We start from the raw sequence: 12,474 nt of genomic DNA on the forward strand, positions 1-12,474 counted from the left end.
AGTGGCAAACGCGACGGCATCAGCACAGACTGCGCACTACGCATCAGGTTCGGATATCAGCCGCACCCTGGAATCGGCCCGCGCCCAGGTCGAGGAACGCTTCCTCGAAGGTGGCACCGTCCTGCTGTCCGTGATGGATGTCCTCAATCGTCTGTTGACGTCACTGGATCAGATCACCAAGGCGCTGGACAACAATGAGGCGAGTGACACCAGCGCCGATCTCAATGCGACCGTCCAGAATCTGATCGAACTTCCTGGCGCTGAGGAAAACCGCCAGCAGGCTCTGGCGGCACTTGCCCAGACCGGCTCGGAACTGCACCGGCATGTCGCGGATATGCAGGAAACGATGCGCTATTTGCGCACCTTCGCGGTCACGGTAAAGATAACGGGTGCAGGCCTCGCCGAATTCGCGGGCTTCGCCCAGGAAATCCTCGAGCGCATCTATTCGGGGACGGACGAAGTCAATCGCTTCGCCACCCATCTCGACAGCCTGCAGAAGGAGGTTAAGCTCGCCCTCTCCTTTGGCAACAGTCTCTCCAAAAGCTATGCCGACACGGTTCCTGCCGTCGCCAGGGCGCTTAAGGACGACGCAAAGAAGATTGCCGATCACCGCCAGAACCTCGGCGCCATCGCCCGAGACGTAGGCGCCATCGCTCGCGGCGTACAGGGCAAGGTCGCATCTACGCTTTCGGCGCTGCAGATCGGTGATATCACCCGTCAGCGCATCGAGCATGTGCAGAACACCTTTTCGCTGCTGGAGGATTTCTTCGCGAGCGAAGACGGCGCCAAGCTTGATGGCGATGCGCACAAGCGGCTGCAGAACGTCATTCACCACCTGACGGCCGCGCAGATGGCAGACATGTGCACCGACTTCCAACGGGATTCCCGCAATGTCGTAAAGACCATCGCGAGCTTCAGCCAGGATACGCAACAAATTCTGAGGTTGCGCGACCAGATGAGCGGTCAGAGCGACGGCAGCGGCGGCAATTTCATGCGTGCGCTGGAATCAAGCGTCTCTGCTGCCCACGAGATCGTCAAGCAGGTCGATACGGCAAGCCGTCAAGCCGACCAGGTCAGTCAGTCGACGCTCGGCACGGCCGCAACGCTTCTGCAGTCCATCGAGGCGATCCGCGCGGTCAAGACTGATATCCACTATATGGCGCTGAATACCAACCTGCGCTGCAGCCGTCTCGGTGAAGAAGGCAAGTCGATCAACGTCGTTACCGCCGAGTTGCGCATCTTTGCCGGCAAGCTCGATGATTCAGCCGATGCCATCGTCAATGGCCTGCCGGCGCTCGAGGCTTCGGCCGGACGTGTCGCCCCTGCTGCCGGCACCAAGAATGGAGGCCTTGCCGAAAGCCTCACCTCGGCCGTCGGCACGATCCGCGCTGCTGCCAACCTCATGGAAGACGAGCTCAAGGTACTTGCCGAACATGGCCGCGAGGTCGCGACCAAGATCAACCTGCTGATCGGCAAGCTCGATTTCCAGCATGATCTCGGCGACGTGCTCGCCCGCTGCGCCGACGTGCTGGAAACCGTGGCCGGCGACCAGATCGCCGATATTTCCGACATTGCCGAAGCAATCGCCCCGCTCGACCGCAGGATCTTCAAGCTCTACACCATGGTACAGGAACGAAATGTCCATCGCGACATCATTCCCGCCACCGAGGAAACAACCGCAGCGGCTCCTGCTGAGCCCGCCAAGGCCCAGAGCGACGAGGATCTGTTCGAGGACGCCCTTTTCTAGAAAGACCGCGGGTTAGTTGATGCGGCGGAACTTGTTCGCCGCTTCAATCGCCGCCTTCTGCTGGTCGTCCTCGATGCCGAGATAGAAATCCTCGAGCGACGGGTCGCTCAACCCTGCCCGCCGCGACAGGACATACCATTTGGCAGCCTCGACCGGATCTGGCGCCGTACCGATCGCATTGATGTAGAGATGCGCGAGCTTGTTTTGTGCAGCGACATTGCCCCTATTGGCGGCAATCTTCAGCCATTCGAAGCCGCGCACGTAATCCTTCGGCCCGCCGACGCCGTTGACCAGCCAGATACCCATGTCGAGTTGGGCCGTATCGAAGCCCGCTCGCGCCGCGCGCGCCATCCACTCGCGGGCCAGCTGCTTCTTGTCTTCGGGCAGGTCTGGTACCTGCTGATAGATCTGCGCTACCGCATATTGCGCGTCTGCGATGCCCTGCTCCCCCGCCTTTTCATAATAAGGCAGGGCAAGTTTCAATCCCTTGTCGCCGGGATTGTCGGCAACGAGCGTCTGCGCCCAATTGAATTCTGCGGATGAATTTCCGGCATCGGCCGCCTTGCGCATATATTCGTCGGCCTTCGCCTTGTCGCGCGTGACGTTATTGCCCTCCATGAGGAGCAACGCATATTTGAACATGGCAGTCGGATCGCCGCCCTCCGCCGCCTTGCCGTACCAGAAGGCGGCGTTCTTCATGTCCCGCTTAACGCCGAGGCCCTGCGACAGGATTTCGGCGATCAGGGTCTGGGCCGCTGGATCGCCGAGTTGCGCCCGTGGCAGCGCCTTGTCCATAGCGGTCAGATAATAGCCACGCTGATAGGCGCCGAACGCCTCGTCGATTTGACCCTTATATTCCTTTTCAGGTGGCAGGTCGGGCAGCTTCGCGCCCATGCGATCGAAAACCCCGACACCATCAGACGGCACAATACCCTGCGGCTGCGCTCGGTCGGTACGGAATGTCTGGCTGGGTGTCGCCGAGGGCTCGGTAGTCGCCTCATTTGCCTGCGCCGGCGCAAATTCCGGCCGGACCGCCAGCAAGACGGTCATACAAAGGAGAGCGCATCTCGAAAAGCGGGCGGGGATCGGCATAGGCGCGATATCAATCCTCAAACCGTGGCGCTTTTTCGTCAAGCAAGGCATTGATCTGAGCCACGATCGAGGGCGCCTGAGCCGGCTCGGCAAACACGCCCATGCGCATCGCCACAAACTCGGCCCCAGTCTCCGCAACGGCAAGCGCGGAAGCCGGATCAGTGCCGCCCATGACGATGCACGGGATTTCGATCATCGACGCCCACCACTCGGCAAGCGCCAGGTTCTTCGGATGCGCCTCCGGCTTGATGTCGCCGTCGAGCTTGCCGAAGAAGATATAGTCGGGCCGTTCCTCGCCGACTGCGAGCGCTGTATGCCGGTCGGCGGCATTGCCGCCGCCGACGATCAGCTTGTCCGCATAACGATCGATCGCGTCGGCAATCTCGCTTGCCGGTCCGGCAATGTGCAGGCCATCGGCCTTCGAACGGCCGACAACGCGGCTGTCGCCTGCGATCAGCGCCGCGGCACCAGCATCCTGAATGACGGGCACGAGCTTTTCAGCGTGTCTCTGGAAGCTGCCGTCATCGAGACCGTATTGCGGCAGGATAACGGACGCAACATCGCCGCCCTTCAACGCATCGGCAACGATCTTCGCCCTTTCATCGGCATCGGCGATATCAGGCACAACGAGAACAAGGCGGCAGCGGTTTTCCGGTTCGGTCATGAAGTCTTTCCATCTGCGGCGGTTTTTCCTGCTCTATGGCGGATCCGCACTCGTTTTGAGTGAGTAATTCCGATAGAGGGGGCTTGCAAGGGGAGGAACTTCAAAAGCATGCCGCAAGATCTGTCATTCTACTACGCCGCAATCCCGGCTGTCATTCTTGTCGGGCTTGCCAAAGGCGGGATGGGCGACGCTTTGTCGCTGATCGGCCTTCCCTTTCTCGCCCTCGTCGTAGCACCCGTCGAAGCCGCCGCGATCCTGCTCCCCATCCTCGTCTTCATGGACATGATATCGCTGGTCATCTGGCGCCAGCACGGCGACTGGACGACGCTGAAGATCATGCTGCCGGGCGCCCTTCTCGGCATTGCTTTCGGCTGGGCCACCTCTGCTCTCGTGCCGGGCAGCATGCTGCGCATTCTCATCGGCGCCGTCACCGTTGCCTTCTGTCTGCGTTATTTCTGGAACAATTTCGGCCCCGGCAAAGGTATAGTCATCCCGCCACGACCTCAGCGCCCGGTGCTGGCAAGCCTTTGGGGCACGTTTTCCGGTTACGGCAGCTTCGTTGCCCATGCCGGCGGCGCGCCTTTCCAGATCTACGCCCTGCCGCTCAAGCTGCCGCCACGCGAATTCACCGGCACCAGCGTGCGCTTCTTCGCCATTCTGAACGCTGTAAAGCTCGTTCCGTATTTTGCGCTCGGCCAGCTCGACACCCGCAACCTTCTGGCCTCTGCCACGCTCTTGCCCTTCGCCCCGCTGGCAACGATTGCCGGTGCATGGTGTGTGCGGCGCATGAAGCCGCAGATATTCTACCCCTTCATGTATGTCATGGCGCTGATCGCTGCTTTCCTGATCCTGCGCGAAGGCTTGCTCGAATAGGGTTGTGTTCCGTTGCGATGCACAATTTCCTTGCTGCAAGAGCCTGTTTGACGTAGCTTTTTGTGATGTCGAACACGGACCCCTTCGCTGCGATTGCCGATCCGAACCGGCGGTTCTTGCTGGAGGAATTGCGGCGCGCGCCGAAGACGGTCAATGAGCTTGCCGAGGGCCTACCGATCAGTCGTCCTGCCGTGTCGCAACACCTGAAAGCGCTGCTCGAAAGCAACCTCGTTTCCGTGACCTCGGAAGGAACGAAGCGCATTTACACGGTCAATAACCGTGGCTTCGACAAGCTCAATCTCTGGCTGGATCAGTTCTGGGCCTAGGGCGCCCCTCATCGTAAAAACGCCAGCCCGATGCCGCATGCAAGGGACTGGCGCTTGATTTCGGTTATTCACCGGGTCTTGCTTGATGGTCTAGAAAATTGGGGAATTTACCTTTTCTTTCACAAGACAGATGTCCGGCGATAGCCTGGAAAGATCAATGGACGGATGACTTGAGACGCTCGATCTCGTCCTTGATGCGCAGCTTACGGCGCTTGCATTCGGCAAGTTCAGTATCGGAAATAGAGGGAGATGTTCTCAGGGCATGCAACTCCTCCTCGAGAGCGACATGCTTTTTCTGGAGCGATTCAAGATGAGCTTGAACAGTCATTTGACCCTTCCTTCCTCTTACCCTTCCCCAGCCATCCATTGCTGGAGATCCAAGGTGTCAACCAGCGGACTGTGACACATTTTTAAAGGCTTGTCGAAGGCCAAAAGATGGAGACTAAGCGGCAAATTCATGATCAACACTAACTTCCCGTTACCTCTATTTGGTGATAGGAGCTTGCGGAAATTATCGGCAGACCGGACAAGGTCCGAAGACGACTATGGGGAATATAAATGGCCGATCAGGAACAGGCGGAAATCAGGCTCATGGTGGCGCGTCTGCGCCAGGAGCACGAGGATTACGACGCCGCGATCAACGCCATGATTGAGACGGGCTGCGATGCCCTGCGCATCCAGCGCATGAAGAAGAAGAAGCTGGTCATCAAGGACAAGCTCTCCAAATTAGAAGACCAGATCATCCCTGATATCATCGCCTGAAGGAACGATTGTGACGATGACAGACAGACCACCAGTCGCCATTATCATGGGCAGCCAGTCCGACTGGGAAACCATGAAGAATGCTGCCGATACGCTGGAGGCGCTGGAAATCGAGTATGATGCGCGCATTATCTCGGCTCATCGCACACCCGACCGGCTCGTAACCTTCGCCAAGGGCGCACGTGCCGAAGGCTTCAAGATCATCATCGCAGGCGCAGGCGGCGCGGCGCACCTTCCGGGCATGACGGCGGCAATGACGCCGCTGCCGGTCTTCGGCGTGCCCGTGCAGTCAAAGACAATGTCCGGCCAGGACAGCCTGCTGTCCATCGTTCAGATGCCGGGCGGCATCCCCGTCGGCACGCTTGCCATCGGCAAGGCCGGCGCGATCAATGCAGCACTTCTTGCTGCGGCAGTCCTTGCCCTCTCGGACGAGGAAATCGCAGAGCGCCTCGACGAATGGCGCGAGCGCCAGAGCGCCTCCGTCGCCGAATATCCGATGGACGATCTCTGATGGTCAGGACAATAGGCATCATCGGCGGCGGCCAGCTCGGCCGCATGCTTGGCATGGCCGCAGCCCGGCTGAACTTCCGCACAATCATATTGGAGCCGCAGGCCGACAGCCCTGCCGCTCAGCTCGCCAACCAGCAGATCGTCGCCGCCTATGATGACCCATCAGCGCTCGCCGAACTGGCTGGGCTCTGCGATGTCGTAACCTACGAATTCGAGAACGTGCCCGTCGCCGCTGCCGAAATGCTGGCAAAGAGAGTGCCCGTCTATCCCCCGCCGAGGGCATTGGAAGCTGCGCAGGACCGGCTCGTCGAAAAGCGCTTCATCAATGGTTGCGGCATCCCGACGGCTCGTTTCCATGCCATCGACAGTCAGGCCGATCTCGATTCGGCGCTAGCGGATTTCGGCAGCCAGGGCGTACTCAAGACCCGCCGCCTCGGTTATGACGGCAAGGGCCAGAAGGTCTTCCGGTCAGCAGCCGACAGTGCTGAGGGCGCCTATGCGGAACTTGGCTCGGTGCCGCTCATCCTCGAAAGCTTCGTCGCCTTCGAACGCGAGGTCTCGATCATCGCCGCCCGCGCCACCGACGGCACTGTGCTCTGTTTCGACCCGGCCGAAAACGTGCACCGCAACGGCATCCTGCATACGTCGACAATTCCGGCGACAATCTCCGCCGCCACCGCCGATGCGGCGCGCAAGGCTGCCGAACAGATTCTCACCGCGCTCGATTATGTCGGCGTCATCGGCATTGAGTTCTTCGTGCTGGCCGATGGCAGCCTGATCGCCAACGAGATGGCGCCGCGCGTACACAATTCCGGCCACTGGACGGAAGCCGCCTGCATCGTCTCGCAATTCGAGCAGCATATCCGCGCCGTCGCCGGCCTGCCGCTCGGCAATCCGCGCCGCCATTCCGATTGCGTGATGCAGAACCTGATCGGTGACGATATCCTTGCCGTTCCGGACTGGCTGAAGCGTGACGACACGCTGGTGCACCTCTACGGCAAGACCGAGGCGCGCGTCGGCCGGAAGATGGGCCACGTGACGACGCTGACGGGCAAAGCCTGCTGAGCCGTTTGCCCGGCCGGCACCTGAAACCCACGGAAAAAAGCCTTCACGTGGTTGACACAAGGCGGAGGTCGGGTTATCTGCTCCCCCACCTAAAGAGCGCGCCCAGCCGGCGCGCTTTTGATTGTTAAAAGACACGGGCGAATGTGAATTCCCCCAGAAACATCGCGGATCAGAAAAATGAAGATCAAGAATTCGCTCAAGTCGCTCAAGGCGCGTCATCGTGACAACCGTCTCGTTCGCCGCAAGGGCCGCATCTACATCATCAACAAGCAGAACCCGCGCTACAAGGCTCGTCAGGGCTGATTGCGCGTATCCGGTTTGCCTGCCCTCAGGCGGGCATATCGGTTGGTCGCTTCGGTGATCACGCCAAATTTGTTTGATCTTCAGCGATGGCGGGCTAATATGTCCGCCATGCGCTTTTTTGCCTTGACCTCAGCGGCTCTGCCGCTTGCCCTCACCCTGTTCGCTCCTGCTCTTCCCGCTATGGCTCAGCAGAAGGACGTTATCGTCGAACAGCCGGCCGATTCCGATTCGTCTCCCAAGCAACGGCTCGACCAGCTCTATGGGCAGCTGAAGCGTGAGCGCGACCCCGACAAGGCAAGCAGCATCGCCAATCAGATCCGCATGGAATGGAACGATTCCGACAGCGCGACGATCAATCTCCTGATGCAATGGGCCGACAAGGCGATCGAGGAAAAGCGCAATCCGGCAGCGCTCGATTTTCTCGATGAAGCCATCGCCCTGAAACCCACCTATGCCGAAAGCTGGAACCGTCGTGCAACGCTGAACTTCGTGCTCGGCAACTATCGCAAATCGATGGCCGATATCGAACAGGTGTTGAAGATCGAGCCCCGCCATTTCGGCGCCCTGTCAGGCATGGCGGCTATCCTCGCCACCACGGGCAATGACCAGATCACCCTCAAGGCCTGGGAGCGCGTTCTGGATGTCTACCCCGCCGATCGCACCGCGCAGGAGCAGGTCAGCACGCTCTCGGAAAAGCTTGCCGGCAGCCGCACCTGACAGATCCGGCGCGCACTTGACGGCGTAGGAAGGCGCACAATCTTAGCTCAATGATATCGTCACTGTGCGGTTAGTGCCATGCTTGCCGAAATCTCTGCCCTCCTCGCCCCCATCGCCGCCGCCATCGGCTATTCCTCCTACAAGGCCCGCCAGTTCGAACACGCCTATCCCAATATCGGCGAACTGACTGATATCGGCGGCTATAGCTTGAATGCCGTGCATGTTCCGCGCCCAGACACTGCCGATCTTCCGCCGCTGGTCTTCATTCATGGAGCAAGCGGCAATTTGCTAGACCAGACCGGCGCCTTCCGCGAACCACTGGAGGGCCGCGCCGAGATGCTCTTCGTCGATCGACCCGGTCACGGCTACTCGGAACGTGGCGGGCCGGAAAACGCGCTGCCCTCAGGCCAGGCCGATGCCATTGCCAAGCTGATGGAAAAGCGCGGCATCGAAAAGGCTGTTATCATCGGCCATTCCTTCGGCGGCGCAATCGCCGCGGCCTTCGGTGTCCACCATCCCGACAAGACAGCCGGCCTGCTGTTCCTCGCGCCGGCCTCCCATCCATGGCCAGGCGGCATCGACTGGTATTATCATGTCGCGACAACACCGCTTGTCGGCTGGCTCTTCAATCATGCGGTCGTCGTGCCCCTCGGCCTGCAGCGGTTGGAACGCGGGACGCTGAACGTCTTTCATCCCAATCCGCGACCCCTCGATTACGTCGCCAAGACTGGTCCGTCGCTGGTGCTGCGGCCGCGCGCCTTTTACAACAACGCCAGCGACTTCAAACGGCTCCATGAATATCTGACGGCCAACGCGCCACACTATTCCGAAATCTCAGCGCCAACCGTCATCATCACCGGTGACAAGGACGAGATCGTCTGGGAGCATCTGCATTCGCGTGGATTGGCGCGGGATATCAAGGGGGCGGAACTTATCATGGTCAGGGGCGTCGGCCACAAGCCTGACTATCTTGCAACCGACGTCGCCATTGCCGCCATGGAGAAGATTGCCGGCAAGGCGCGTGACCTTGCGGCGATTGCCCGCAAGGCGGAAGAGCGGCTTGCCGGCTCTTCCATCAATCAGACGGTTGGAACGGTACCGCCGTCGATCGTATATTCCGCGCCATGAATGGAGGCGGCGCGGGGCGAGGCCAGGAACGCCACGAGCTCCGCCACCTCTTCCGGGCGGCCCGGCCGGCCGATCGGTATGCCGCCCAGCGATTCCATCAGCAGCCTGCGGCCACCATCTTCATCGGTGCCCGCCTCATCAGCGATGCGCCGGATCAGGGCGGTGGCAGCCGTGGTCTCGATGAAACCCGGCGCGATCGTATTCACCCGAACGCCCTTCGGCCCGACCTCTTTCGACAATCCCTTGCTGTAATTCGACAATCCTGCCTTGGCCGCCGCATAGGCGAGTGTGGCTTCATATAGCGGCAGCCGCCTCTGGATCGAGGAAATATGGATGATGACGCCGTGGCCGCGCTCGATCATGCCGGGCAGGAATGCCCTGTCGAGCCGCACCGGCGCGAGCAGATTGGCATTGATATCCGCCTGCCAATGCGCATCCGTCAGCGCAGCAAAACCGCCGCTTGGTGCCGATGAACCGCCGACATTGTTGACGAGAACATCGAGACCGCCGAAGACCTCCAGCACCCTCGACGCGACGCTATTCACGCCTTCCGCCGTGCCGATATCTGCCTGAATGAAGAGCGCCGGCACCTGCCCCTCGGGCAGCGGCGAACGTGCGGTCGTCGCGACCCGTGCGCCGGCTGCGGAAAGTCGCCGCACGATCGCTTCACCCATGCCCTTCGTGCCGCCTGTGACAAGAACACGCTTGCCGATGAACTCGTTCGGATCGAACGAAAATGCCGATACGACAGTCATGCACTGATCTCCAGATGCGTGATTATGCCGCCGGCAAGCGTGAAGTGATAGTATAGTGTGACAGGGCTACCCGGAAAATTCCCGGAGACCAGCGCAGCCACAACCGGCTTGTCTGCGTCGCCGGAAATCTCCCTGGCATCGACCGTCACACCATATTTGCGCGTCGTCTCCTCCATCCATTCGCGGATGTCGACATGACCGCGCCTGTCGTCGCCCTCATCGCGCACGCTGGCATCTGCCGCAAAGCAGGCAAGCATGCCGTCGATATCCTTCTGATTCTTGGCGGCGTAATAGGCGGCCAGCGGTTTCGGAAGCTCGATACTCATTCGGAAACTCCTCTTCGGTTGCTTCGCGAAAAGAATGGGCATAGGCTTACCAGATGACAAGAACCTACAAAAAAGTCAGGTACTTACCTGAAAGTAAGGTACTGCGATGACACCCTATTCCGCAGCGACCGGCGTCGAAAACGTGCTGAAGATTCTGGAAGGGCGATGGAAGCTCATCATTCTTTTCCACCTCTTCGGCGGCAAGGTGCTGCGCTTTTCCGATCTCGAACGCGCCATTCCCGCCATCTCGCAAAAGATGCTGATCCAGCAGCTCCGCCAGATGGAAAACGACGGTATCGTGCTGCGCATCGTCCATCATCAGGTGCCGCCCAAGGTGGAATATCGCCTGACGGATTGGGGTCAGGCCCTTTGCCCCGCTTTGGACGCCCTGCTGAAATGGGCGACCCTGAGGGACAAGGACCTGACCGGCATGGTTTTCGCACCCGAGGAAGCCGTCGACGGTACTGTCTGAGCGTTCAAGCCGCGAGGTGAATGCCACCATCGCAGGTCAGGACGTGACCGCTCACGAAGCCGTTCGAGACCAGGAAAGCGACGGCCTTGGCGACATCATCGGGCTGGCCGATGCGACCGACCGGCGTGCGCCCGGCAAAATCCTGGAACACTGCCTGACGCTGTTCGGCTGGCAGGAAATCCCACCACGGCGTATCGATCACACCAGGCGAAACGCCATTCACGCGCAGTGGCTTCAACTCGGCAGCAAGCACCCGCACCATCGCCTCGATCCCCGCATTGATGGCGGCAAGGCCTGCAGTTCCCGGCATCGCGGCCTGCGCACTAACGGCGGACACGAAAGTAATGCTGCCGTCTGGCCGCAGGAACGGCAGAGCCGCCTGCGCCGTCGCCGCATGCGGGATGAGCTTCGTCTGGAAGCCGGCAACCAGGTCGGCCATGTCAAGCGTCGCGAAGGGACCGGCGCCATGGCCGCTGCCCAGCGCCAGCACGAGATGATCGAAGGATCCGAGACTTTCGAAGGCCTGCTTCACCACGACGGGATCTCGGGCATCGATGGCGATCATTCCGATCTCGCCGGAAAGATGATCAGCCGATGCCTTGAGCTTCGCCTCGTCCCGTGCAGCGATGGTGACCCGAAACCCTTGTTCCAGAAGCAGTCTCGCCGAGGCGAGGCCGATACCGGAAGAGCCGCCGATAACGACTGCGTGCTGCAATGACATGAGAATACTCCTTTGGATGATCGAACTTCCGGCTTTCGTTGCCGGGTGCGCTCTCATCTTGCGGAGTCCCAAAATCGCAAATAGGCCTGATTTTATCCTGGTATCGATACTGATATGATCGTTGCGATGGATCAGAAGCTGGACACGTTCGAAGCCCGCCGTCGCGAATTCGCGGCCTTCCTGCGCTCGCGCCGTGAGCGCCTCCGCCCGGCCGATGTCGGCCTGCCCGACGGTTTTCGCCGCCGCACGCCGGGGCTCAGGCGCGAAGAGCTCGCCATGATCGCCGGTGTCGGCACCACCTGGTACACCTGGCTGGAACAGGGGCGCGACATCCGCCCCTCCCCGCAGGTGCTGAATGCGCTCTCGGATGCGCTTCGTCTTGATGAGGCCGAACGCCTGCATCTCTTCACCCTAAACAGCCGCCAGTCGCCGCAGCCGCTTTCGTCAGCGGCGGAAGTGGTCGATGAGCCGCTGCGCCGGATGCTGGATAATCTGACTCAGCAGCCGGCCTATGTGCTGGGTCGCCGCTGGGACGTGCTGGCCTGGAACCGTGCCGCCGATCTGCTCTTCGGCGGGTATGACCGGCTGGGGCCGGACGAGCGCAACACCATGCACCGGCTGTTTGCCGATGATCTCCATCGCAGCCTGCTGGTCGACTGGGAGGCCGTCGCCCGCGTCTCGCTCGCCATGTTCCGCGCCGACAGCGCCCGCTATGCCGGCGACCCGGATTTCGAGCGCCTCATCGCCCTGCTCAAGCAGACAAGCCCGGAATTCCGCGCCTGGTGGACGCGCCATGAGGTTGTGGCTCCGCTCACCGGCGTGAAGCGCCTGAACCATCCGGTCAAGGGCCTGATGTCTTTCGAACATACCGGCCTTACGCTGATGAGCCAGCCGGATATGAAGCTGATCGTCTACACGCCTCTCGACGAACACGACACGAACAGGAAACTCGCCGAGCTTCTTGCCTGATCATTGTCTGCCGCAGAAGCGACGCCATATCTTTCCCATCGCCG

At 60.6% G+C, this 12,474-nt stretch carries 17 protein-coding genes; 11 read left to right on the forward strand and 6 right to left on the reverse strand.

Annotated elements, in window-relative coordinates:
* Position 1 precedes the first annotated feature (1 nt).
* Positions 2–1,747, forward strand: coding sequence for a chemotaxis protein (locus AB4Z13_RS17635; RefSeq protein WP_113320894.1), 1,746 nt, complete (start codon positions 2–4; stop codon positions 1,745–1,747).
* 12 nt (positions 1,748–1,759) lie between these two features.
* Here AB4Z13_RS17635 and AB4Z13_RS17640 read toward each other — a convergent pair whose 3' ends face one another.
* A complete protein-coding gene (locus tag AB4Z13_RS17640; RefSeq protein ID WP_113320895.1) occupies positions 1,760–2,839 on the reverse strand; it encodes a tetratricopeptide repeat protein in 1,080 nt (359 codons plus the stop codon).
* Between the two features lie 10 nt (positions 2,840–2,849).
* Positions 2,850–3,503, reverse strand: coding sequence for a thiamine phosphate synthase (locus AB4Z13_RS17645; RefSeq protein ID WP_113320896.1), 654 nt, complete (start codon positions 3,501–3,503; stop codon positions 2,850–2,852).
* A 108-nt stretch (positions 3,504–3,611) separates the two neighbouring features.
* Here AB4Z13_RS17645 and AB4Z13_RS17650 point away from each other — a divergent pair, with 108 nt between their 5' ends.
* Together AB4Z13_RS17650 and AB4Z13_RS17655 are read left to right on the forward strand one after the other, a co-directional pair.
* Positions 3,612–4,376 (forward strand): sulfite exporter TauE/SafE family protein, encoded by a 765-nt coding sequence (locus tag AB4Z13_RS17650; protein WP_442206388.1) that lies wholly within the window; start codon positions 3,612–3,614, stop codon positions 4,374–4,376.
* 65 nt (positions 4,377–4,441) lie between these two features.
* Positions 4,442–4,702 carry an ArsR/SmtB family transcription factor gene (locus AB4Z13_RS17655; protein WP_025669780.1) on the forward strand — a complete coding sequence of 87 codons (261 nt, stop codon included), beginning with the start codon at positions 4,442–4,444 and terminating at the stop codon, positions 4,700–4,702.
* A gap of 154 nt (positions 4,703–4,856) precedes the next feature.
* Here AB4Z13_RS17655 and AB4Z13_RS17660 read toward each other — a convergent pair whose 3' ends face one another.
* Positions 4,857–5,030 carry a YdcH family protein gene (locus AB4Z13_RS17660; protein ID WP_007826474.1) on the reverse strand — a complete coding sequence of 58 codons (174 nt, stop codon included), beginning with the start codon at positions 5,028–5,030 and terminating at the stop codon, positions 4,857–4,859.
* Between the two features lie 230 nt (positions 5,031–5,260).
* On the opposite strand from AB4Z13_RS17660, the gene AB4Z13_RS17665 reads away from it, so the two are divergent.
* From AB4Z13_RS17665 to AB4Z13_RS17690, 6 genes are all read left to right on the forward strand, one after another.
* Positions 5,261–5,464 (forward strand): YdcH family protein, encoded by a 204-nt coding sequence (locus tag AB4Z13_RS17665; protein ID WP_007826473.1) that lies wholly within the window; start codon positions 5,261–5,263, stop codon positions 5,462–5,464.
* 16 nt (positions 5,465–5,480) lie between these two features.
* Positions 5,481–5,975: a 5-(carboxyamino)imidazole ribonucleotide mutase gene (gene purE / locus AB4Z13_RS17670; protein ID WP_162728560.1), complete on the forward strand. Its 495-nt coding sequence runs from the start codon at positions 5,481–5,483 to the stop codon at positions 5,973–5,975.
* Complete coding sequence (locus tag AB4Z13_RS17675; RefSeq protein WP_442206487.1) at positions 5,972–7,039, forward strand: 5-(carboxyamino)imidazole ribonucleotide synthase; 1,068 nt, start codon at positions 5,972–5,974, stop codon at positions 7,037–7,039. The genes purE and AB4Z13_RS17675 overlap by 4 nt, the downstream gene beginning before the upstream one ends.
* A 177-nt stretch (positions 7,040–7,216) precedes the next feature.
* Entirely contained in the window at positions 7,217–7,342 is a 126-nt protein-coding gene (gene ykgO, locus AB4Z13_RS17680) for a type B 50S ribosomal protein L36 (RefSeq protein ID WP_007826467.1), read from the forward strand.
* A gap of 99 nt (positions 7,343–7,441) precedes the next feature.
* Positions 7,442–8,059, forward strand: coding sequence for a hypothetical protein (locus AB4Z13_RS17685; protein ID WP_442206389.1), 618 nt, complete (start codon positions 7,442–7,444; stop codon positions 8,057–8,059).
* A gap of 78 nt (positions 8,060–8,137) precedes the next feature.
* The gene (locus tag AB4Z13_RS17690) at positions 8,138–9,187 is read left to right on the forward strand and encodes an alpha/beta fold hydrolase (protein WP_442206390.1); all 1,050 of its coding nucleotides are present in this window, start codon (positions 8,138–8,140) and stop codon (positions 9,185–9,187) included.
* On the opposite strand, the gene AB4Z13_RS17695 is transcribed toward AB4Z13_RS17690, so the two are convergent.
* Entirely contained in the window at positions 9,139–9,942 is an 804-nt protein-coding gene (locus AB4Z13_RS17695) for an SDR family oxidoreductase (RefSeq protein ID WP_442206391.1), read from the reverse strand. The two genes, AB4Z13_RS17690 and AB4Z13_RS17695, sit on opposite strands and share 49 nt — an antisense overlap.
* The gene (locus AB4Z13_RS17700; RefSeq protein WP_439016524.1) at positions 9,939–10,268 is read right to left on the reverse strand and encodes a nuclear transport factor 2 family protein; all 330 of its coding nucleotides are present in this window, start codon (positions 10,266–10,268) and stop codon (positions 9,939–9,941) included. The genes AB4Z13_RS17695 and AB4Z13_RS17700 overlap by 4 nt, the downstream gene beginning before the upstream one ends.
* A gap of 106 nt (positions 10,269–10,374) precedes the next feature.
* Between AB4Z13_RS17700 and AB4Z13_RS17705 the strand changes: the two genes are divergently transcribed.
* Positions 10,375–10,740 carry a winged helix-turn-helix transcriptional regulator gene (locus tag AB4Z13_RS17705; RefSeq protein ID WP_439016525.1) on the forward strand — a complete coding sequence of 122 codons (366 nt, stop codon included), beginning with the start codon at positions 10,375–10,377 and terminating at the stop codon, positions 10,738–10,740.
* A gap of 4 nt (positions 10,741–10,744) precedes the next feature.
* On the opposite strand, the gene AB4Z13_RS17710 is transcribed toward AB4Z13_RS17705, so the two are convergent.
* Positions 10,745–11,461: an SDR family oxidoreductase gene (locus AB4Z13_RS17710; RefSeq protein ID WP_442206392.1), complete on the reverse strand. Its 717-nt coding sequence runs from the start codon at positions 11,459–11,461 to the stop codon at positions 10,745–10,747.
* A gap of 114 nt (positions 11,462–11,575) precedes the next feature.
* On the opposite strand from AB4Z13_RS17710, the gene AB4Z13_RS17715 reads away from it, so the two are divergent.
* On the forward strand, positions 11,576–12,430 hold the full coding sequence (locus tag AB4Z13_RS17715; RefSeq protein ID WP_442206393.1) for a helix-turn-helix transcriptional regulator: 855 nt from the start codon (positions 11,576–11,578) through the stop codon (positions 12,428–12,430).
* Positions 12,431–12,474 lie beyond the last annotated feature (44 nt).

It is taken from the genome of Rhizobium sp. YAF28, from assembly GCF_052113285.1.
Lineage (GTDB): Bacteria > Pseudomonadota > Alphaproteobacteria > Rhizobiales > Rhizobiaceae > Rhizobium.

Excerpts from the sequence above, each read along its gene's own strand:
- AB4Z13_RS17640 (WP_113320895.1), bottom strand. The coding sequence starts at position 2,839 with ATGCCGATCCCCGCCCGCTTTTCGAGATGCGCTCTCCTTTGTATGACC.
- AB4Z13_RS17645 (WP_113320896.1), bottom strand. The coding sequence starts at position 3,503 with ATGACCGAACCGGAAAACCGCTGCCGCCTTGTTCTCGTTGTGCCTGAT.
- AB4Z13_RS17650 (WP_442206388.1), top strand. The coding sequence starts at position 3,612 with ATGCCGCAAGATCTGTCATTCTACTACGCCGCAATCCCGGCTGTCATT.
- AB4Z13_RS17655 (WP_025669780.1), top strand. The coding sequence starts at position 4,442 with ATGTCGAACACGGACCCCTTCGCTGCGATTGCCGATCCGAACCGGCGG.
- AB4Z13_RS17660 (WP_007826474.1), bottom strand. The coding sequence starts at position 5,030 with ATGACTGTTCAAGCTCATCTTGAATCGCTCCAGAAAAAGCATGTCGCT.
- AB4Z13_RS17665 (WP_007826473.1), top strand. The coding sequence starts at position 5,261 with ATGGCCGATCAGGAACAGGCGGAAATCAGGCTCATGGTGGCGCGTCTG.
- purE (WP_162728560.1), top strand. The coding sequence starts at position 5,481 with ATGACAGACAGACCACCAGTCGCCATTATCATGGGCAGCCAGTCCGAC.
- ykgO (WP_007826467.1), top strand. The coding sequence starts at position 7,217 with ATGAAGATCAAGAATTCGCTCAAGTCGCTCAAGGCGCGTCATCGTGAC.
- AB4Z13_RS17685 (WP_442206389.1), top strand. The coding sequence starts at position 7,442 with ATGTCCGCCATGCGCTTTTTTGCCTTGACCTCAGCGGCTCTGCCGCTT.
- AB4Z13_RS17690 (WP_442206390.1), top strand. The coding sequence starts at position 8,138 with ATGCTTGCCGAAATCTCTGCCCTCCTCGCCCCCATCGCCGCCGCCATC.
- AB4Z13_RS17695 (WP_442206391.1), bottom strand. The coding sequence starts at position 9,942 with ATGACTGTCGTATCGGCATTTTCGTTCGATCCGAACGAGTTCATCGGC.
- AB4Z13_RS17700 (WP_439016524.1), bottom strand. The coding sequence starts at position 10,268 with ATGAGTATCGAGCTTCCGAAACCGCTGGCCGCCTATTACGCCGCCAAG.
- AB4Z13_RS17705 (WP_439016525.1), top strand. The coding sequence starts at position 10,375 with ATGACACCCTATTCCGCAGCGACCGGCGTCGAAAACGTGCTGAAGATT.
- AB4Z13_RS17710 (WP_442206392.1), bottom strand. The coding sequence starts at position 11,461 with ATGTCATTGCAGCACGCAGTCGTTATCGGCGGCTCTTCCGGTATCGGC.
- AB4Z13_RS17715 (WP_442206393.1), top strand. The coding sequence starts at position 11,576 with ATGATCGTTGCGATGGATCAGAAGCTGGACACGTTCGAAGCCCGCCGT.